Genomic DNA, 20,336 nt, shown 5'->3' on the forward strand with positions numbered 1-20,336 from the left:
TTGACTCGGATATGAAAAAGATAACAAATTTACTATATATGCTGGCAGTATTGCTGCTGGCTTCCTGCAGCGACTTTCTGGACAAGTCTCCTAAAAATACGGTTGACCCGGAAACGACGGTGACCGATGATGTGGCCATTGCTCTGACCAATGCCTGCTATCGCACCCTTCAGTCTTCCAATATGTACAACCAGCGTATCTGGACACTGGATATTGTGGCGGGTAACAGTCTGGTGGGTGCCGGTGGCGGTACCGACGGCCTTGAAACGATACAAGCTTCTAACTTCATAACGCAGAGCGACAATGGCATGGCATTGTACATGTGGCGTTCTCCCTGGGTGGGGATAGGACAATGCAACATTGTGTTGAATAGTCTTCTGGAGGCTGAAGCCGTGTCAGAGAAAATCAAGAACCGCTGTCTGGGAGAGGCTTATTTTCTCCGTGCACATTATTACTATGTATTGGTACGTCTGTACGGTGGTGTTCCACTGCGTTTGGCTCCTTATAATCCGGGAGAACCGACAGACATTGCACGCGCTACAGTCGAAGAGACTTATGCCCAGATAATTTCCGATTGTAAGAATGCGGTTGACCTGCTTCCTGCCAAGTCTTCTTACGACGACGAGAACGTGGGACGTGCCTGCAAAGATGCAGCTTTGGCCATGTTGGCAGATATTTATCTGACGCTGGCTCCTAATCATACGGAATATTATCAGGAGGTGTCTGATTTGTGTGATGAGATAACAAATTTGGGGTATGACCTTTCTTCCTGCAAGTATGAGGACAATTTCGATGCATTGGTCAATAACGGGCCGGAATCTTTGTTCGAGGTCCAGTATTCGGGCAATACGGAATATGATTTTTGGGGAAACAATCCGCAGTCTTCCTGGCTTTCTACTTTCATGGGTCCCCGTAATTCGGACTTTGTTGCCGGCAGTTATGGCTGGAACCAGCCTACAGAAGAATTTGTGGGTCAATATGAGAGCGGTGACAAACGTAAGGATTTGACCGTGCTTTATGCCGGATGTCCGGATTTTGACGGTAAGGCTTACAAAAGCTCTTATTCCAATACGGGATACAATGTACGCAAGTTTCTGGTGTCGAAAACGGTTTCTCCGGAATACAATACCAATCCTGCCAACTTCGTGATTTATCGTTATGCGGACGTCCTGCTGAAGAAGGCCGAAGCTTTGAATGAAATGGGACGCCCTGACCAGGCTGCCGTGCCTTTGAATATTGTACGTAAGCGTGCCGGACTGCCGGAGGTTTCGGGCTTGTCACAGGAAACCATGCGTGAAAAGATTATCCATGAGCGCCGCATGGAACTAGCTTTCGAAGGGCATCGCTGGTTCGACATGATTCGTGTCAACAATGGAGAGTATGCCATTAAATTCCTGCATTCCATTGGAAAGAGCAACGTGAACAAGAACCGCTTGCTGTTCCCTATTCCGCAGACGGAGATGGATGCTAATACCTTAATGGTGCAGAACCCGGGTTATTAATTAATTTAATCAGAAGAATATGAAGAAATATATTTCACACCTTGTATTTGCCTTACTGGGCTGTGCAGCCTTATCTGCTTGTGTAGATGATGATTACATGGAATTGGATAAAGGACAGAATGAACTTGTACTGACGGCCAGCAAGACGGAAGTTGTTTTGAATGAGCAGGCACATGCCGATGATGCCCTGGAGCTTTCCTGGACTACGGGAACCAATTATGGGACGGGTAATAAAATTTCTTATACGCTGGAATTGGCCAAGACCGGCAGTGATTTTGCAGATTCTTATGTAGCTGTGGAGAATGCCGTACAAGAATACTCATGGAAAAAGAGCGTGGAGGAATTGAATGACATCCTGCGCAACCATTTTGGGGCAACTGCCGGGGAGAACATTTCGTTGGAAGCGCGCTTGACAGCTACTGTAACGGAACGGGACGAAAAACAGGTGTCTACCACTGCTTTCAGTGTTACAGCCTATAAACCGCTCACATCCACCCTTTATCTGATAGGTAGTGCCACTCCGGGCGGCTGGAGTGCCGATGATGCGACAGAGATGACCCGCAAGGACAATGGTATCTTTACATGGACGGGCCGGCTTGTGGCCGGTGAATTTAAGTTCATCACGACCTTAGGCTCATTCCTGCCCTCTTACAACAAAGGAACAGATGGATTGCTGGTTCTTCGTAGCAGTGATGACCAGCCGGATGAACCTTTTGTTGTCGAAGAAGACCATAATTACATCGTCGAGGCCAATCTGTTTACCGGTGTTCTTACATTGACCCAGACAGAGACGTTGGCACCTGCCTACGACCAGCTTTATTTTGTGGGTAACGCTACGGATTGGGGATTCGTGAAGATGAAACAAGATGTGCTCGACCCATACTTGTTCCGCTTCGGCAAGTTCTTTGAAGTGGGCAAAGGAGGGGAATTCAAGTTCGGAACCTCCGATGGAAGTTGGGAGAACATGTATAAGGCCAAGAATGCCGATGCTGCTTATACCGATACAGAAGTGGTGTTTGTGAAAGGGTTCGACCCGGACAATAAATGGGTGCTGAAAGACGGGGAATGCGGCAAGGCCTACAAGATTTGCATGGATATCCGTAGTGGTAAGGAACGCATGATGATGAGCGAATTTACTCCGTATGAGATGATTTATATGGTAGGTGATGCTACTCCGGCCGGTTGGACGATTGGTGATGCTACGCCGATGCAGACAACGGATAATCCGTATGTGTTTACTTGGAAAGGTACGCTGAATGCCGGTGAGTTGAAATTTACTTGTGATAAGCAGGAAGATTGGAATGGAGCCTGGTTCATGCCGGCTGTAGCAGACAAACAGCCTGCAGGAGAAACAGAACCGATGCTTTTCCTTGATAAATCAGACGAAGCGTTCAAAGCGCAATATCTGGACGTGATGGTAGGCGGCATCGACCAGAAGTGGAAGATTACGACAGCAGGTTCCTATCTGATTACTTTGAATCAGCTGGAAGAGACAATTTCAATCGTGAAACAATAGGTATCTACAATAGATGAAGAAGATAGTTTATACAACACTGGTAGCCTTGCTGCTGGTTGCATGCAGCAAGGAGAGTGATGATACCGGCAGCGGTACCGGTGGAGGCGGAGAGAGTGGAGGGGTTACGGAAGTAACCCCAGTCACCTCGGACTTGACGGTCAACCTCACTACCGACAAGGCATGTTACCGGCCGGGCGAGAGTGTTTCTTTTACAGCTGACGCCCTTCCTGCCGGAGCTAAAATCCGCTACCGGACAATGGACAAGGTTGTATCGGAGCAGGCTACTGCCGGTACTACTTGGACTTGGACTGCTCCGGCAACCGATTATACCGGTTATCTGGTGGATGTGTACCGTACGAAAGAGAATGGAACAGAGGTTATTCTTGGTACTATTGCCGTAGATGTATCCAGTGACTGGACACGTTTTCCACGTTATGGTTTCGTTGCCACTTTTGATGCTTCGAAAAAGATGGATGGAGTGATAGAGAAGGAGATGGCTTTCCTGAACCGTTGCCACATTAACGGAGTACAGTTTCAGGATTGGCACAACAAGCATCATTGGCCGTTGGGCGGTACGCGTGAGCATCTGGACGAGGTCTATAAGGACATTGCCAACCGGGAGGTCTATACCGAGGTAGTGGAGAAGTATATCTCTACACAACACAGCCTGGGCATGAAGTCCATGTTTTACAATCTATGTTTCGGAGCTTTGGACGATGCCGTTTCCGACGGGGTAAAGGAAGAATGGTACATATTCAAGAACACGGGACGCATGGATAAGGATTCGCATGACTTGCCCTCCAGTTGGAAAAGTAATATCTTCCTGCTCAATCCCGCCAATACGGAATGGCAGGCATATATTGCCCAGAAAAACGATGATGTTTATGCCAATCTGGACTTTGACGGTTATCAGATAGACCAACTGGGAAACCGGGGTGACCGCTATGACTATGATGGCAATAAGGTAAATCTGCCTAAGGGATATGCCTCGTTCATCGAAGCCATGAAACAGAAGCATCCGGACAAGCGTTTGGTGATGAATGCCGTCTCCAGCTATGGAGCTTCCCAGATAGCTGGTACGGGTAAAGTGGATTTCCTTTATAATGAAGTATGGGGCGATGAGGCAGGCTTCAAGGATCTGCACACCATTATCAAAGCGAACGACCAGTATGGCAACCATGCCTTGAAAACGGTGTTTGCCGCATATATGAACTATGACAAGGCAGGTAGCAGTACCGGTGAGTTCAATACACCGGGTGTGCTGCTGACGGATGCTGTGATATTTGCTTTGGGAGGCTCTCATTTGGAATTGGGTGACCACATGCTATGCCGCGAGTACTTTCCAAGCACGGCTTTGCAGATGAACGATGTACTGAAAACAGCCATGATTCGTTATTATGACTTTATGACGGCTTATCAGAACCTGCTTCGTGATAAAGATACGGAGGCGGAGATTTCCGTTTCTCTGAACTGTACGGATGCTGCGCGGAATCTTTCTCTGAATGCATGGCCGCCGCAGAAGTCTGCCATCACTGTATATGCCAAGAATGTAAATGGCAGGCAAGTCATTCATCTGCTCAACTTCCTCAATGCGGATAACTTAAGCTGGAGGGATTTGAACGGAACAATGCCCGAACCGCGTCTGGTGTCCGACGTGCCGTTGAAGATGAATGTTTCCGGTAAAGTGAACAAGATATGGGTTGCATCGCCCGATTTCCATGCCGGTGCTTCGCAGGAACTGTCATTCGAACAGAAGGACGGCACGGTTACCTTTATCTTGCCCTTGCTGAAGTACTGGAGCATGCTTGTGATGGAATAAGAGTATCCAATAAAGGAACAAACAGATTATAGTAATGAAGAAATATATATTTTTATTTTTTGCCGTCTGTGCATTTTCAGTATATGCGAATGCACAGAACCGCACCGGAGACTGCACTTCCTATACCAGTGACGACCGGAGTGTGACCTTCTATTTAAATGACAGTTCTGCCATACAATTACGTCTGTGTAGCCAGTCTACGGTACGTATATGGTTTTCTCCCGACGGTAGTTTCCAGCGGAATAATCCTTCCTTTGCCGTCGTCAATGAGGACCTGGAGGATGTCGGTACCGTCCATGTGGACGAACAGAATGCCTGCTACGAGATTTTTACCCCTAAACTCCGTATCCGGGTAAACAAGTCTCCGTTTAACTTACAGATATTCGACAAGTATCAGAAACTGCTGTTCAGTGATTATGCCGATAAGGGGCATATCAGTAACGGGCAGCGCAAATTGGAATACAAGACCCTCCGTCGTGACGAACACTTCTTCGGCTTGGGAGAAAAGACCGGCAAGCTGGACCGTCGCGGCGAAGCCTACAAGATGTGGAACAGTGACAAGCCTTGTTATAGTGCCGTTGAGGACCCGCTCTACAAGAGTATTCCGTTCTTTATGAGCAGTTATCGTTATGGTATTTTCCTGGACAATACGTATAAAACCGAATTTAAGTTTGGTACGGAAAGCCGCGATTACTACAGTTTCGAGGCTCCTGGGGGAGAGATGATTTATTATTTCATCTTCGGGAAGGATTATAAGGAAATCATGAAACAATATGTCGACCTAACGGGAAAACCCATAATGCCTCCTAAATGGGCATTGGGCTTTGCACAATGCCGGGGACTGCTGACGAGCGAGAAATTGTCTTATGAAATAGCTGAAGGCTATCGTAAGCGTGGAATTCCTTGTGATGTTATTTACCAGGACATAGGCTGGACACAGTATTTGCAGGATTTTGAGTGGCGGAAAGGGAACTACGAGAATCCGAAAAAGATGCTTGCAGACCTCAAGGATATGGGCTTCAAGGTGGTGGTTTCGCAAGATCCGGTCATTTCACAAGCCAATAAGCGGCAATGGGAGGAAGCCGATAGGTTAGGGTATCTGGTAAAGGACTCCACCAACGGCAGGAGTTATGACATGCCCTGGCCCTGGGGTGGTAATTGTGGAGTAGTGGACTTCACCCTTCCTGCTGTGGCAGACTGGTGGGGAGCTTATCAGCAGAAGCCCATTGATGATGGCATTGCCGGTTTCTGGACTGATATGGGTGAACCTGCCTGGAGCAATGAGGAGCAGACGGAACGCCTGGTGATGAAACACCATTTGGGCATGCATGATGAGATTCACAATGTTTATGGTCTTACGTGGGATAAGGTGGTGAAGGAGCAGTTTGAAAAACGGAATCCTAACCGTCGCGTATTTCAGATGACACGTGCCGCTTTTGCGGGCTTGCAACGCTATACTTTCGGCTGGACCGGTGACTGTGGAAACGGTGATGACGTGACGCAGGGCTGGGGACAGATGGCCAATCAGATTCCGGTACTGTTGTCTGCCGGTTTGGGAATTATTCCTTTTACTACTTGTGACATTACCGGTTATTGCGGAGATATAGAGGATTATCCTGCGATGGCTGAACTTTATACGCGGTGGATACAGATGGGCGCTTTCAATCCCCTGAGCCGCATTCATCATGAGGGCAACGTGGCTGTGGAGCCGTGGCTGTTCGGCGAAGAGGCCGAGAAGAATGCCAAGGCAGCCATCGAATTGAAGTATCGTCTTTTGCCTTATATCTATACGTATGCCCGCGAAGCACACGAAACGGGGTTGCCTCTCATGCGACCGATGTTTCTGGAATATCCGGCAGATATGGAAACGTTCTCAACGGATGCCCAGTTCATGTTTGGCAGCGAACTGCTGGTTGCTCCGGTGGTAAAGAAAGGAGCGCGAAACAAGAATGTGTATCTTCCTGAAGGAACTTGGATTGACTACAACAACAAACACACAGCATATAGCGGTGAGCAATGGATGACGGTGGATGCTCCCCTCAATACTATTCCTATGTTTGTAAAGCAGGGAAGTATCATGCCTCAAATGCCGGTCATGAACTATACGGATGAGAAACCGGTCTATCCGGTTACGTTTGAGATATTTCCTGCTGCAGCGGGCAGTGAAACTACCTTCTCGCTTTATGAAGATGCAGGAACTGATTTAGGATATTTGCGTGGAGAGTTCATGCGCACTCCTATTACTTGCCAGACTACCGACACAGGCTATACGCTGAAAGTAGGTACACGGACCGGTGAGAAATATAGCTTACCCGGCCAACGAAATCTGATGTTCTGCATCTATACGGAACAGATGCCGAAAACAGCTTTGCTGGACGGTCAGAAAATCAAGAAAACGAATGTCGGAAAGCTGGAAGAAAATCGGGAGACAGAGTTTACGATAACTGCCTGGTGTCCCGACAAGAAGCAGGGGACCTGCCTGCTGAGGTTGCCGGATGATGGAAAGGAACATATCATTGAGTTTATCTATTAACACAAAAAACATATCATTATTATGAAGAAATTTGTACTTAGCGCGGCTTTGCTTTTTTCTGCCCTGGCGGGGAATGCTGAAGGCATTTCATCCCCTTCGGGCATGGTGAAGCTGGATTTTGAACTGACAAAAGACGGGAGACCAGCCTATCAGGTGGATTATAAAGGGGCTCCTGTCATCAATCCCAGTACGTTGGGATTGGAACTGAAAGGAGCTACCAGCCTGATGGATGGTTTCAAAGTAGTAAGGACTTCTACTTCCACTTTCGATGAAACCTGGCAACCGGTGTGGGGGGAAACAAAAGATATCCGCAACCACTACAACGAATTGCTGGTAGAACTTGAACAACCGTCTACCACTCGTTTTATGAATATCCGTTTTCGGGTATATGATGACGGCGTGGGATTCCGTTATGAGTTTCCGCAACAGAAGAATCTGGTTTATTTTGTGATAAAGGAAGAGCATTCCCGGTTTGCCATGACCGGCGACCATACTGCCTGGTGGATTCCGGGAGATTATGATACCCAGGAATATGATTACACGGAGTCCAAACTCTCTGAAATCCGTGGACTGCTGCAGGGAGCTGTGAGTGACAATGCATCACAAACTGTCTTTTCGCCGACGGGTGTCCAGACTTCCATACAGCTTAAAACAGCTGATGGAGTGTACCTTAACCTGCACGAGGCAGCCTTGGTAGACTACTCTTGCATGCATCTCAACCTGGATGACAAGAACCTCGTTTTTGAATCCTGGCTGACTCCGGATGCCCAAGGAAATAAAGGGTATATGCAGTCTCCCTGCCATACTCCCTGGCGTACGGTCATAGTCAGTGATGATGCCCGCGAGATACTGGCCTCCAATTTGATTCTCAATCTGAATGAGCCTTGCAAGTATGACGATACCTCCTGGATTAAGCCGGTGAAATATGTCGGCGTATGGTGGGAAATGATTGCAGGGGGAAAGCCCTGGGCATATACTTTTGACCTCCCTTCTGTGAAACTGGATGATACGGACTATTCCAAGGTGAAACCGAACGGCATTCATCCGGCCAACACGGCTAATGTGAAGAAGTACATAGACTTTGCTGCCGAACACGGTTTTGACCAGGTATTGGTGGAGGGTTGGAATACGGGTTGGGAAGACTGGTTCGGTAATTCCAAGGATTATGTTTTCGATTTCGTGACTCCTTATCCCGATTTTGACATCAAGTATCTGAATGAATATGCCCATTCCAAGGGCGTCCGTCTGATGATGCACCATGAAACATCGGCTTCCGTCCGTAACTATGAGCGGCACATGGAAGCTGCCTACCGTCTGATGAATAAATATGGATATAATTCGGTAAAGAGTGGCTACGTAGGCAATATGATTCCCCGTGGCGAGCATCACTATGGACAATGGATGAACAACCATTACCTATACGCCGTGACCGAAGCTGCCAAACACAAGATAATGGTCAATGCCCATGAAGCGGTACGTCCGACTGGTTTATGCCGTACCTATCCCAATCTGATAGGCAATGAATCTGCCCGAGGCACGGAGTACGAGGCTTTTGCTGGTAACAAGCCCTTCCACACAACGGTACTTCCGTTTACCCGTTTGCAGGGTGGTCCGATGGACTATACGCCCGGTATCTTTGAAATGGACATCAATAAGTTGAATCCGAACAGCCATACGCATGCCAATACTACCTTGACGCGTCAGCTGGCACTTTATGTCACTATGTACAGCCCTCTACAAATGGCTGCCGACCTTCCTGAGAATTATGAGCGTTTCATGGATGCTTTCCAGTTCATCAAAGATGTGGCTGTGGATTGGGACGACAGCCGCTATCTGGAAGCTGAGCCGGGACGTTACATCACTGTTGCCCGTAAGGCAAAAGGTACGAATGACTGGTTTATCGGTTGTACCAGCAGTGAGCACGGACATGCTTCAACTCTGAAACTGGACTTCCTGGATGCAGACAAGCAGTATATTGCAACCGTCTATGCCGATGCAAAAGATGCCGATTATAAAACAAATCCGCAAGCTTATGTTATCCGTAAAGGTATCGTTTCTCCCAAAACGGTCTTGAAACTGAAAGCTGCTTCCGGTGGTGGCTATGCCATCAGCATCATGGAGGTGAAAGATAAATCTGTATTGAAGGGACTGAAGAGGCTTTCCGGGAATATCTGATTTACGGGCATAAAAAAAGGAGTACCGCTGTACTCCAACCTTTGTTAACCTTAAATCTAATACTATGAAAAACACATTGCAAAGATACGTACTTTTGATAAATCTGCAAATTATCCAACTAAAAAAGTATGTTTTATAACACTTATTAGCCGTTTATTCCTTTGCTTCTATTTTTGTTAACAAAAAGGATGCGAATGTGTCAAAAGCACATGAAGACTTTTATAATGTTATAATATTAGGCGCGGATTACGCGGAATAATGCGGATTCAATAAACTAAATCCGTGAAATCTGCGTCATCCGCGCCTAAAATAAAGCGTTAAAGAAGGTTTTGACACATTCCCCTTACCCTTTTACTTCCTGATACATAAATCTTTTAATGCTCTTCTTTGCCGTTTTCTCGAACTCCTCGAAGTGTATCTTGACTTTTGTTATCTGGCAGTAGGCCGGTAATTGCAGATTCAATTCATTCCGATTGTCCTCCATAACCTTTTCGATGTCCGATTGTTCCATACCATGGGCGAATGCATCGTCAAAATCCGGATAGATAAGAGCCACGAGCTTGTCTTTCTGCAATACGATCAGTGATTCGGACACATAGGGCATGTTGTTCAGTTTGCTTTCAATCTCCTCGGGGTAGATGTTCTGACCACTGGCTGTGAGCAACATGTTTTTGCTGCGTCCGCGGACAGTGACATATCCTTCGGTATCCATCGTTGCAAGGTCGCCGGTGTGCAGCCAGCCGTTTACATCGATGATTTGGGAAGTCGCTTCGGCATTTTTGTAATAGCCCAGCATCAGATTGGCACCTTTACAGATTATTTCTCCTGCCACGTTCTGAGGGTCGGGAGAGTCTATCTTTACTTCCATGCGGCTGGTTGCCTTGCCACAAGAGGCCAGTTTCAATGTTTCCCAGCGGCTGGAACAAATGATGGGGCCGCATTCCGTCATTCCGTATGCAATGGTATAGGGGAAGCCTATCTGCTTCAGGAAGCGTTCCACTTCGGCATTGAACGGTGCTCCTCCGATGATTATTTCATCGAAATTACTGCCGAATACTTCCATTGCCTTTTTGCGCATGTCGGCCTTGATTTTATCGTTGACAATGGGCATCCGCAACAGCAGCTTGCCTATTTTATTGTCTATCCGGGGCAGGATGTCCTTCTTGATAATCTTCTCTACGATAAGCGGTACACACGAAATGATCCGTGGCCTGATTTCGGAGAATGACTGTGCAATAATCTTGGGAGACGGCATACGGGTAAGGAAATACAGATGGGCGCCTGCGGAAAAACCGTATAGAAAATCGTACACCATACCAAATACATGTCCCAGAGGCAGCATGGATACAATATGGTCGCCCGGACGTACGGGAAGCATCTCATGGCAATATGCAACATTGGACCAAAGGCTGCGATAGGGGAGCATGACCCCTTTGGAATATCCCGTGGTGCCCGAAGTATAGTTGATGACAGCCAGTTCTTCGGGTGATTCCTCCTTGCGGTAGCTGATATGCTCGGGACGGAAATTCTTGGGGAAACGTGTGCCATAGAGGACGTTGCGATGTTCGAAAGCCTCCATCAGCTGCTCGTTGCGGCAAACTACCGGAGTGAAGTCCGTCAGCAGTACGATACCCATCAGCAGGGGCATTGCCTCTTCATTGAGGTTTTCCCATGCCCGGTCGCCGACAAACAGCAGCTTGGCTTCGGAATGATTGACGATGTTGTGGATATTGTCGGCCTTGAACTCATGCAGAATGGGAACAATGACAGCTCCATAGGTAACTGTAGCCAGAAAAGCGACTGCCCAATGTGCACTGTTACGTCCGCAAACGGCAATCTTGTCACCGGGCCTGATGCCGGCGCTTTCCAATACGATATGGAATTTGGCTATTTTCCGTGCTACATCTTTGTATTGCAGTGTAATTCCTTTGTAGTCTGTCAGGGCGTTGCGATCCCAGTTTTTAATAATGCTTTGTTCTATATAATCGATGAACCCTTGTTCTTGTTCCATTCAGCTGTTGCACACTTTAGTTAAAACTGCGCAAAGATAGGTCTTATAGTGATGCAAAGCAAATAGTTTCCGCTTTTTTCTTGCCCTGAAACGGATAGAAACTTATCTGTAATTCTTATTCCTTGCTATTTTCCGAAATAAGAAGCAGCTTGTCACCGGCATGAAGTTTTAATGTTCCGTTCGGAATGAGGTACTCATCGCCACGTTTTACAATCATCACCAGTGTGCCTTTGGGCAGGTTCATGTCTTTCAGGGTGTCTGCCTGCTCCAGCATTTCTTGTGTAATGGTCATGTCGTGCAGGTTGGAGTCAATCTCTTCGGGCAGTTCAACTCCGAAATCATTTCCGGTCTTTTCCAGCGGGGTGGAGAGGCCCAGCAACCGGGCTACCCAGGAGACTGTGGTACCCTGGATGACCAGTGAGACGATGGTTATGAAAAATACGATGTTGAAGATGACATGGGCACCGGGCACATTAGCCACCACGGGATAGGTGGCAAAGATAATGGGTACTGCGCCACGTAATCCTACCCACGATACGAATAGCCGTGACTTGAGGGTGATTCTCTTGCCAAAAGGCAGCAGGCAGAGAAAAACACTGAGAGGACGTCCCACGACAATCATGAAGACGCCGATGAGCAATGCCACGACTGCAACTTCCAGCATCTCATGGGGGTTGACAAGCAGACCGAGGCAGAGGAACATGATGATTTGGAAAAGCCAGGTCAGTCCATCCATAAAAGTATAAATCTCTTTCCGGTGCATGATTTTGTTATTGCCTACCATCATTCCGGCGATATACACGGCCAGGTAACCGTTGCCTTTCAGCAGGTCGGTGATGGAGAAGGTGAAGAATACAAAGGACAGCAACAGGATAGGATAGAGTGCCTGGTTGTCTATATTCAGCCGGTTCAGCATAAGGATGGCCAGCTTTCCGAGGAAATAACCGGTTGCGGCACCGACAATGAACTGTATGGCAAAAGAGCCCAATATCTGGGGAACTCCCATTCCGGAGGACTGGATGAATTGAATCAGCACGATTGTCAGCATATATGCCATCGGGTCGTTACTACCGCTTTCCAGTTCCAGCATGGGGCGCAGATTATGCTTCAGGTTCATTTTTTGTGAACGCAGAATGGCGAATACAGAGGCTGAGTCGGTAGATGACATGGTGGATGCAAGCAAAAGGGAGGTTATCAATGGCAGGTGGATGTTGGTCCAGCTCATGCCGGACAGCCACCAGATAAATAATCCGGTAAAAAGGGCCGTGAGCAGCACTCCTGCAGTTGACAAAACAATGCCGGGAGTCAATATGGGCTTTATCTCCGTAAACTTGGTGTCCATGCCACCGGAGAACAGAATGATGCTGAGTGCAACCATGCCGATGAACTGTGCTTCCTTGGCGTTGTGGAACTGCAATCCCAATCCGTCACTGCCGAACAGCATGCCGACGACAAGAAAAAGCAATAATGCAGGCACTCCGAAACGGTAGCCGGTCTTGCCGACAATGATGCTGACGAAAAGTAATATGGAACCTATAAGTAGTATGTTTCCTGCTGTAAATATCATAAATTCTATGCTATATAGTTTGAAATGTGATGTTTCTTATGTCTAATAGTACAAAGATATGCATTGTGTTTAACAAATACAAATCTAAAATAGTTCAATTGAACTTTAAAATAAAGGTGGTTTCTTTACCGGGCAATAAGGATAAATTTCCGCCGGAAAGCCTCATTATTTGCCGGGAAATACTCAATCCAATACCGCTTCCACCCTCTTTGGTCGTAAAGAAGGGGATAAATATGTGTTCGGCAATGTCATTGGGAATGGCAGGTCCGTTGTTGGAAATTTCTATCAGTATGGCTTCCGCTTCATTGCAGTAGGCACGTATGTTGATATGTCCTTCTTTATCTGTATTTTTATCCGATTCGATGGCTTGTATGGCATTTTTCAGTAAGTTGATGACTACTTGTGATACCAGGTTCTCATCGGCATATAGAATAAGGTCGCTTGGCGCGATGTCCGTATGAAAGGTGACCCGGACATCGGGGTGCTGGTGACGGGCGAGTTCGACCATCCGCTCGATAAAACTTTTTACATAGAACAAGGATGGTTCGGGGGTGGGAATACGGGTGAATTTCCGGTATGATTCCACAAAAGAGAGCAGGCCCTTGCCCGTGCTGCTGATAGTCTGCAGGCCGTTTCTGATTTCTTCTTTGGAAACTTGCGCTTCGGTCAGTCCCAGCAGTGTATCGCTTAGGGAGGTTATGGGAGTGACGGCATTCATTATTTCGTGCGTCAGTACGCGGGTAAGCCTAATCCAGGAATCTATTTCCTTTTCATCCAGCTCGTTGTTGATGTCGTTCAGGGCGAGGATGCGAAGATGCTCTTTACGGACTGTAATGTCGCTGACGCGGACAGACATGTTTACAGTGCCTCGTTCGTTGTTGAAAGGCATTTGCAATTTGTCTCCCGGGCGGCAATTGGCAAGAAGGGACGAAAGACGCGGGTCCACGCGGTTCAGCTGGCTGACGTGGGTAAAGACATTGAGGCCCAGCAAACGGAGGGCTTCGCTGTTTTTCTGATATACGGCACCATTGTCGTTCAGGACAAGGATACCGGTATTCACGCAGTCCAGGATGAGTTCGTAGTACTTTTCTTGCTGGGCTGTTTCACTTTTCACATTATAAAGTATATGGGCAACCCGGTTCAATGCACGGTTCACGAGGCGTGCGTCGGCAGTGTTTTCCGTTTCGGAGAAGTGGATGGCATTGTCGTTGTTTTCGATGGCGTCGAGCATGAAAAGCACCTTCCGCACATGATGGCGGTATAGCTTCTGCTGCCAGTACAAGGCTATGGGAAGCAGCGCAGTGCAGAACGCGCCCCAGAATACGTCGACAGTCCACATCACCCCTGCAAGGAGCGCTACTGCCAGACTGACGGCAACGCGGAATGAATAATTAAAGGCCATACTTCTTCATTTTGTTGTACAACGTCTGGCGGGTGATACCCAGCTGTGCGGCGACGGCAGAGAGATTTCCGCTACATTTGTCGAGCGTCTTCCGTATCATCTGCATTTCCATTTCTTCGAGCGTGGATGCGGCTGCTTCGGGAGTGCCGGTTCGCCGTGCCAGCTGGAACAGTTCTGCGGGAAGGGTTTCGTTGTCACAGATAATAATGGCTTTTTCGATGGCATGTTCCAGTTCGCGGATATTGCCGTACCAGGGGTGGAGCGTAAGCTTCTCGCAGGCGCCGTCCGTCAGCTTGACGGGGGGCTTGTCATATTGCTTGCAGAAGCGGGCGATGAAAAGTTCTGCAAGGGGGATGATGTCTTCGGGCCGCTCGCGCAACGAGGGTATCTCGAGGTGTATCGTATTGATGCGGTACAGCAAGTCCTCGCGGAATTCGCCTTTTGCCACCATCTCGGGCAGATTGCGGTTTGTGGCGCAAATCAGCCGTATGTCTACGGGAATGGGAGTGTTGCTGCCTACACGGACAATGCTGCGGCGTTGGATGGCGGTCAGCAGTTTGGCTTGCAGGTGGTAGGGGAGATTGCCTATTTCATCGAGAAAGAGGGTGCTGCGGCTGGCTGCTTCGAACTTGCCGGCACGGTCGGCATGGGCATCGGTGAAAGAGCCTTTCACGTGGCCGAACAGTTCGCTTTCGAAAAGGCTTTCGGTGACTGCACCCATATCCACACTTACCATCTCCTGCCGGTTGCGCGGTGAAAGGGAGTGAATTTCGCGTGCCAGCATCTCTTTACCGGTACCGTTCTCGCCCGTAATAAGGATATTGGCATCGGTAGAGGCCACTTTTTCCACCAAGAGGCGAAGTTGCTGCATGGCGGAGCTGTTTCCCCAATACATGTTGCGGATATCCGCAAGCAGGTGGTTGTTTTCTGCCGTACGTCTGGCATTTGGGCCGTTGGCCGGAGATTTTGTTTCAGAAGCTGATACGGCATTCAGTAAGGTTTCCACCAGTTTCTGATTGTTCCAGGGTTTCACGACGAAGTCTGTGGCTCCTTCCTTGATTCCCCGTACGGCAAGGTCAATGTCGGCATAAGCGGTAAACAGCACTACGGGCAGGGTGGGACATAGCTTCTTTATTTCATGGAGCCAGTATAGTCCCTCGTTGCCGGTGTTGATGCCCGAGGTGAAGTTCATGTCAAGAAGAACCACTTGCCATGACTTTTCCCGCAATACGCTGGGCAGGGTTACGGGAGAGGGAAGTGTGATTATCCCTTCAAAATATGGCTTTAACAAAAGCTGCAAGGCGGTAAGTACGCCTCGGTTATCATCGACAATCAGGATGTTTCCGTTTTTTTTTGCCATAAACTATTTCTGTTTTCTGCAGGCAAAGTTAATGATTTATCTGTATTATATTCGGTAAATCTCTCAGTTTTCAAAGTATTAAGATTCTCCTTCTCATTTAGCAAATCCTTATGCCGCTTTATTTTATATTTTTGCTTACTAAGAATTAATCGTCCGACAGTTGTTGAATTATCGTCCGACAGCTGTCGGACGATAATTCAACAACTGTCGGACGATAATATAACGATTATGGGACGAATAGATTTAAGTAAGATAGAAATTAGTTTGTAGCAACTTCAGTAAGAGCTCATGGCGGTACTGAAAAAAAATTATAGCAGTTGCAGTTTGATGCCAAATGACAAGCTCAGATAATCCTTGGGTTTCAGATACTTGTTGGTGAAGGCGCTGACTACATATAGGTCACATGTACTTATTTCATAGAAGAAAGTGATTTCTTTGGCCGTGAACCGTCGTTGCGGGTCGATGTCGTAAGTGATGCGCTGTCCTAAGAATGCATGGATGCGTACCTTAGAGGAGAAACCATAATATCCTTTAGGGTAGCGTTCCGGTTCATTGACCCAGAACTCATCGCCGAATACCGTGTTCAGATACATACCGCAAGCCAGCGGTTCTACAGAAAAACGGCTCTGTTTTATTTGCAGGCTCCAGGGAAGGTAGTTCTGCTTGACGGTGAATGTCAGCTTGGTACGTTTGGAGTCATATTTGGGCAATACTCCGAAGAATACGTCTGTTTCCCATTGGTTTCTTCTGCCGTAATCCCATCCGGTACCGAATGACAGCAACCCCATATTGCCGGCAAACTGAATTTTTGTGTGCGTCGGAATCAGGGCCTCCCAATGCCTGCGGTAGCGGTGTACGCGGCGGTCATAACGGTTCTCCCTGGTTCGGCTTTCAATGACGGCATCCGGTTGCGGGTCCATCCATACAGTATCGTGTTCTATGATGAAGATGGTATCTCTCTCTTGTGAAAAAGCAGAAAAAGAGCATACCGACAAGAAGACGACGGCGCATGCCAGGTGATTAATAATATGCCACTTCGCGTTCATATCCGTCGGGGGTTATGGTGAATATATAGTAATTGCGGTTCTTCATGCAGTCGCTCATGTAATACATTATCCCATCTTCAAAGAGGTCTTTCTCGAAACGATGGTGTTCGTGTGCGGATGTACAGAACTGCAGTCCGGGAAATTCCTTGATGTAACGCTGGAATACGTGTGCCACATTATTGTTGAACTCGTTGCAGAACGGGCGTATATGCATGGACACAACGGTTTTATCGAATTCCTCTTCACGGTCGCGTATCTGTGCGGCAAGAAACTCGAAGTCGGGAATGGGGCGGGAGTAGTCGAATTCGATGGCGTTGGTATTCAGGCAGACAAACTTTACCCGTCCTGCAATGAAGGAGAAATTGGGGTCTCCGAATATTGCACGATAAGTCTCTTCGCCCGTGCCCAGGCAGTCGTGGTTGCCGAGAAGTACCACATAGGGTATCTTGAGTTTGTTCATAATGTCCCGTTGCCAAAGGAACTCGTCTGTTACACCGAAGTCACTGACGTCTCCGCCATGAATGACGAAATCTATGTCGTCCCGCTTGTTGAGGTGGCTTACAAAGTCGTCGGTCTCGTCATACCAGCGCTGGGAATCACCCATTGTTACGAACCGGATTGTTGTCTTGTTCTGGCAGTTCTGCTCTATTTGGGCAATGTTGTGGGCATTGACATCGGTTTCACCGCTGATGTGTACATCGTAAGGGTGATAATCTATCATGTCGCAGCCGGCTATAAGCAGGCATAGGAATGAAGGATATAAGAGTTTGGGGAATTTCATGTGCAGGTGCTTCATTTAATGTTTATACTCTATCTTTAGAAAACTGTGGGCAAAGGTAAAGTTTTCATTCTTATGGATTCTTTTCTAATTTCCCTTTTTTTTGTTCTATGAGGCTGAACAGAGATTCGGCCTCTGTCTAATTTTTAGACGGGAGTGTCTAAAAATTAGACACCTTTGTCTTCTTCTGAAATACGATATGCGCTGATAATCAGGTTTGTGCATTCTTTGGCACGCTTTCTGCAATATGAAAAGCAAGAAAATAAATCTAATAAACGATAAACGGAATGAAACAAATCTATTATGTAATTCAGACTTTACTGCGGGGACGCGGTTCGAATATCATCAAGGTCATTTCTTTGGGATTGGGATTGACGATGAGTATTCTGCTTTTCTCCCGCGTGGCATATGAACAGAGTTTTGACACTTGCTTTAAGGATTATGACAACCTTTATCAAGTGTGGTCGGTGTTCACCACTAATGGCGAGCGGCACGAGCCGCAAGAACAGAACAGCGGTCCCGTGGCGGGAGCCATTCTCGAGAACTTCCCCAAGGAGGTGGAGGCTGCTTGCAGCGTAGGTCGGTGGCCGGCGTCGAAGCCGCTCTACAACGGTAATGTGCGTTTTAACGACTTGAAGGTGGTGGCCGATTCGCTGTTCTTCCGCACCATGGGTATCGGGGTACTGAGCGGTAATCCGGAGCGCGACCTTGTGCAGCCCGACGTCATCTTCTTGAGTGAACGTTTTGCAAAGAAGATTTTTGGCGACGAAAGCCCCATCGGAAAGCAACTCAGCTACGACCACCAGCTGACCTTGACCGTGAGGGGGACGTATGCCACCATCCCCGAGAATGCCACGATGCATCCCGAGGGAGTGATTTCGATGCCCACGGCATGGAGCCGCAATTGGGGAAACTATTCGTGGAGCGGTGGAGACAGCTGGACGGAGTACATCCGTTTCCGTCCGGGTGCCGATTGTTCGGTAGTGAACAAGCGCATCGACGCGATGATTGAAAAGTATCGCCCGGCAGAGGATAAGAAGACATTCGGCTACACCGCCTTTGTACAGCCCATCCGCGATACTTACCGCGACTACGAGGACGTGCGCCGCATGACGGGCATCATGAGCATCCTCGGCTTTGCCATCCTCTTCATTGCCACGCTGAACTATGTGCTTATCTCCATCTCCTCGCTGGCGCACCGCGCCAAGGCGGTGGGCGTGCATAAGTGCAGCGGTGCAGGTGGGGGCACGGTGTTCGGGATGTTCCTGCTGGAGACAGGGATTATCATCTTCTGTGCTTTGCTGCTGATGGCGGTGTTGCTGCTCAACTTCCGCGACTTTGTGGAAGACACCACTGCGGCGAAGCTTTCCATGCTGTTTGCGCCGGAGCGCATCTGGGTGCCGGTATCGGTAGTGGCGGTGCTGTTCGTGGTGGGCGGCATGCTGCCAGGGCGGCTCTTTGCCGGCATTCCCGTGTCGCAGGTGTTCCACCGCTACACTGAGAGCAAAAAGGGGTGGAAGCGGCCTTTGCTCTCCATCCAGTTTGCGGGTGTGGCGTTCATCTGCGGATTGATGTGCGTGGTGATGATGCAATATCGCTATGTGTTGGACAAGGATATGGGCTATAATCCCAAGAACTTGGCGGTGGGCGAGCTTTACATGGACGACGAGGCTTCGCGCGATGCGGCCTACCAGTTCTTCAAGGGTTTGCCATACGTGGAGGAGGCGAGCAGTGCCAACGCTACGCCTATCTATGGTTACAGCGGGAACTTTGTCTATGACGATGCCGGCAATTCGCTCTTTTCCACCCGTTTCTCCTATTATATGCTTGAAAATTATCCGGCACTGATGGGCATGACCTTCAAGGCAGGACGCATGGCGCACGAGAAGCATGAAGCCATCGTGAACGAGACTTTTGCCGAAAGGATGCACTGGGGCGACGACGTGATAGGGCGCAGCATCAATATGGGCGAAGGCGAAATATACAAGGTGGCAGGCCTGCTGAAGGATTTCCAGATGGAAACTTTCACTAACGGGAAGAGGCCTTTCATGGCTGTACCCAACAAGGCTTTCTATGGCACGGTACACATCCGGCTGAAAGAGCCTTTTGCCGACAATCTCCGGAAGCTGAACCACGAGGCGAAAGAGGCGTTCCCCGACAAGACGGTGGACTTTGAGGGCTATGAACAGGTGATTGTGGAACAGTACAACAGTGTCCGCGTGTTTCGTAACGCCACGCTGCTTGCAGCCGTCACCATGTTCTTCGTCATGCTGATGGGTCTGATAGGTTATACCACCGACGAAGTACGCCGCCGCAGCAAGGAGATTGCCATCCGCAAGGTGAACGGCGCGGAAGCGGGCATGATACTGGAACTGCTGTCGCGCGATGTGTTCTATGTGGCAGCCCCGGCGGTGCTTGTCGGCATTGTTGCTTCGTGGTATGTCAACGGCATCTGGATGAACCAGTTCGCAGAAAAGGTTTCGTTCGGCTGGGCGGTGTATGTGCTGCTTGCTCTTGCAAACCTGGCGGTTATCATCGGTTGCGTGCTGTGGAAGTCGTGGCGGATAGCCAATGATAATCCCGTGAAGAGTATAAAGAGTGAATAAATTCAATAACAATATAAACAT

At 48.3% G+C, this 20,336-nt stretch carries 12 protein-coding genes; 6 read left to right on the forward strand and 6 right to left on the reverse strand.

Features of this window, described 5'->3' with window-relative positions; all coding sequences use genetic code 11:
- Nucleotides 1-11: 11 nt before the first annotated feature.
- From DWZ03_RS03360 to DWZ03_RS03380, 5 genes are read left to right on the forward strand one after another with little or no spacing between them, the layout of a single operon-like run.
- On the forward strand, nucleotides 12-1,502 hold the full coding sequence (locus DWZ03_RS03360) for a RagB/SusD family nutrient uptake outer membrane protein (RefSeq protein ID WP_009038353.1): 1,491 nt from the start codon (nucleotides 12-14) through the stop codon (nucleotides 1,500-1,502).
- A 19-nt stretch (nucleotides 1,503-1,521) separates the two neighbouring features.
- Nucleotides 1,522-3,018, forward strand: coding sequence for a SusF/SusE family outer membrane protein (locus DWZ03_RS03365; RefSeq protein ID WP_016273861.1), 1,497 nt, complete (start codon nucleotides 1,522-1,524; stop codon nucleotides 3,016-3,018).
- Between the two features lie 13 nt (nucleotides 3,019-3,031).
- Nucleotides 3,032-4,837: a glycoside hydrolase family 66 protein gene (locus tag DWZ03_RS03370; protein ID WP_120128834.1), complete on the forward strand. Its 1,806-nt coding sequence runs from the start codon at nucleotides 3,032-3,034 to the stop codon at nucleotides 4,835-4,837.
- A gap of 34 nt (nucleotides 4,838-4,871) precedes the next feature.
- Nucleotides 4,872-7,370, forward strand: coding sequence for a glycoside hydrolase family 31 protein (locus tag DWZ03_RS03375; protein ID WP_120128837.1), 2,499 nt, complete (start codon nucleotides 4,872-4,874; stop codon nucleotides 7,368-7,370).
- Between the two features lie 21 nt (nucleotides 7,371-7,391).
- On the forward strand, nucleotides 7,392-9,545 hold the full coding sequence (locus DWZ03_RS03380; RefSeq protein WP_005837230.1) for a glycoside hydrolase family 97 protein: 2,154 nt from the start codon (nucleotides 7,392-7,394) through the stop codon (nucleotides 9,543-9,545).
- Between the two features lie 343 nt (nucleotides 9,546-9,888).
- On the opposite strand, the gene DWZ03_RS03385 is transcribed toward DWZ03_RS03380, so the two are convergent.
- The 6 genes from DWZ03_RS03385 to DWZ03_RS03410 form a co-directional block, all read right to left on the reverse strand.
- Nucleotides 9,889-11,556 carry a long-chain fatty acid--CoA ligase gene (locus DWZ03_RS03385; RefSeq protein ID WP_057281038.1) on the reverse strand — a complete coding sequence of 556 codons (1,668 nt, stop codon included), beginning with the start codon at nucleotides 11,554-11,556 and terminating at the stop codon, nucleotides 9,889-9,891.
- 115 nt (nucleotides 11,557-11,671) lie between these two features.
- Complete coding sequence (locus DWZ03_RS03390) at nucleotides 11,672-13,123, reverse strand: potassium/proton antiporter (protein ID WP_005827676.1); 1,452 nt, start codon at nucleotides 13,121-13,123, stop codon at nucleotides 11,672-11,674.
- A 94-nt stretch (nucleotides 13,124-13,217) separates the two neighbouring features.
- Nucleotides 13,218-14,525 (reverse strand): sensor histidine kinase, encoded by a 1,308-nt coding sequence (locus tag DWZ03_RS03395; protein ID WP_005827678.1) that lies wholly within the window; start codon nucleotides 14,523-14,525, stop codon nucleotides 13,218-13,220.
- Nucleotides 14,515-15,885, reverse strand: a complete 1,371-nt coding sequence (locus DWZ03_RS03400) for a sigma-54-dependent transcriptional regulator (protein WP_117703290.1) — start codon at nucleotides 15,883-15,885, stop codon at nucleotides 14,515-14,517. Before DWZ03_RS03400 ends, DWZ03_RS03395 begins: the two co-directional genes overlap by 11 nt.
- Before the next feature lie 308 nt (nucleotides 15,886-16,193).
- The gene (locus DWZ03_RS03405; protein ID WP_120128839.1) at nucleotides 16,194-16,931 is read right to left on the reverse strand and encodes a hypothetical protein; all 738 of its coding nucleotides are present in this window, start codon (nucleotides 16,929-16,931) and stop codon (nucleotides 16,194-16,196) included.
- Nucleotides 16,906-17,712, reverse strand: coding sequence for a metallophosphoesterase family protein (locus tag DWZ03_RS03410; RefSeq protein WP_034525553.1), 807 nt, complete (start codon nucleotides 17,710-17,712; stop codon nucleotides 16,906-16,908). The genes DWZ03_RS03405 and DWZ03_RS03410 overlap by 26 nt, the downstream gene beginning before the upstream one ends.
- Before the next feature lie 284 nt (nucleotides 17,713-17,996).
- On the opposite strand from DWZ03_RS03410, the gene DWZ03_RS03415 reads away from it, so the two are divergent.
- Nucleotides 17,997-20,315 carry an ABC transporter permease gene (locus tag DWZ03_RS03415; protein WP_120128842.1) on the forward strand — a complete coding sequence of 773 codons (2,319 nt, stop codon included), beginning with the start codon at nucleotides 17,997-17,999 and terminating at the stop codon, nucleotides 20,313-20,315.
- Nucleotides 20,316-20,336 lie beyond the last annotated feature (21 nt).

Origin of the sequence: Bacteroides sp. AF29-11, assembly GCF_003602895.1 — a bacterium.
Taxonomy (GTDB): Bacteria; Bacteroidota; Bacteroidia; order Bacteroidales; family Bacteroidaceae; genus Bacteroides; species Bacteroides uniformis.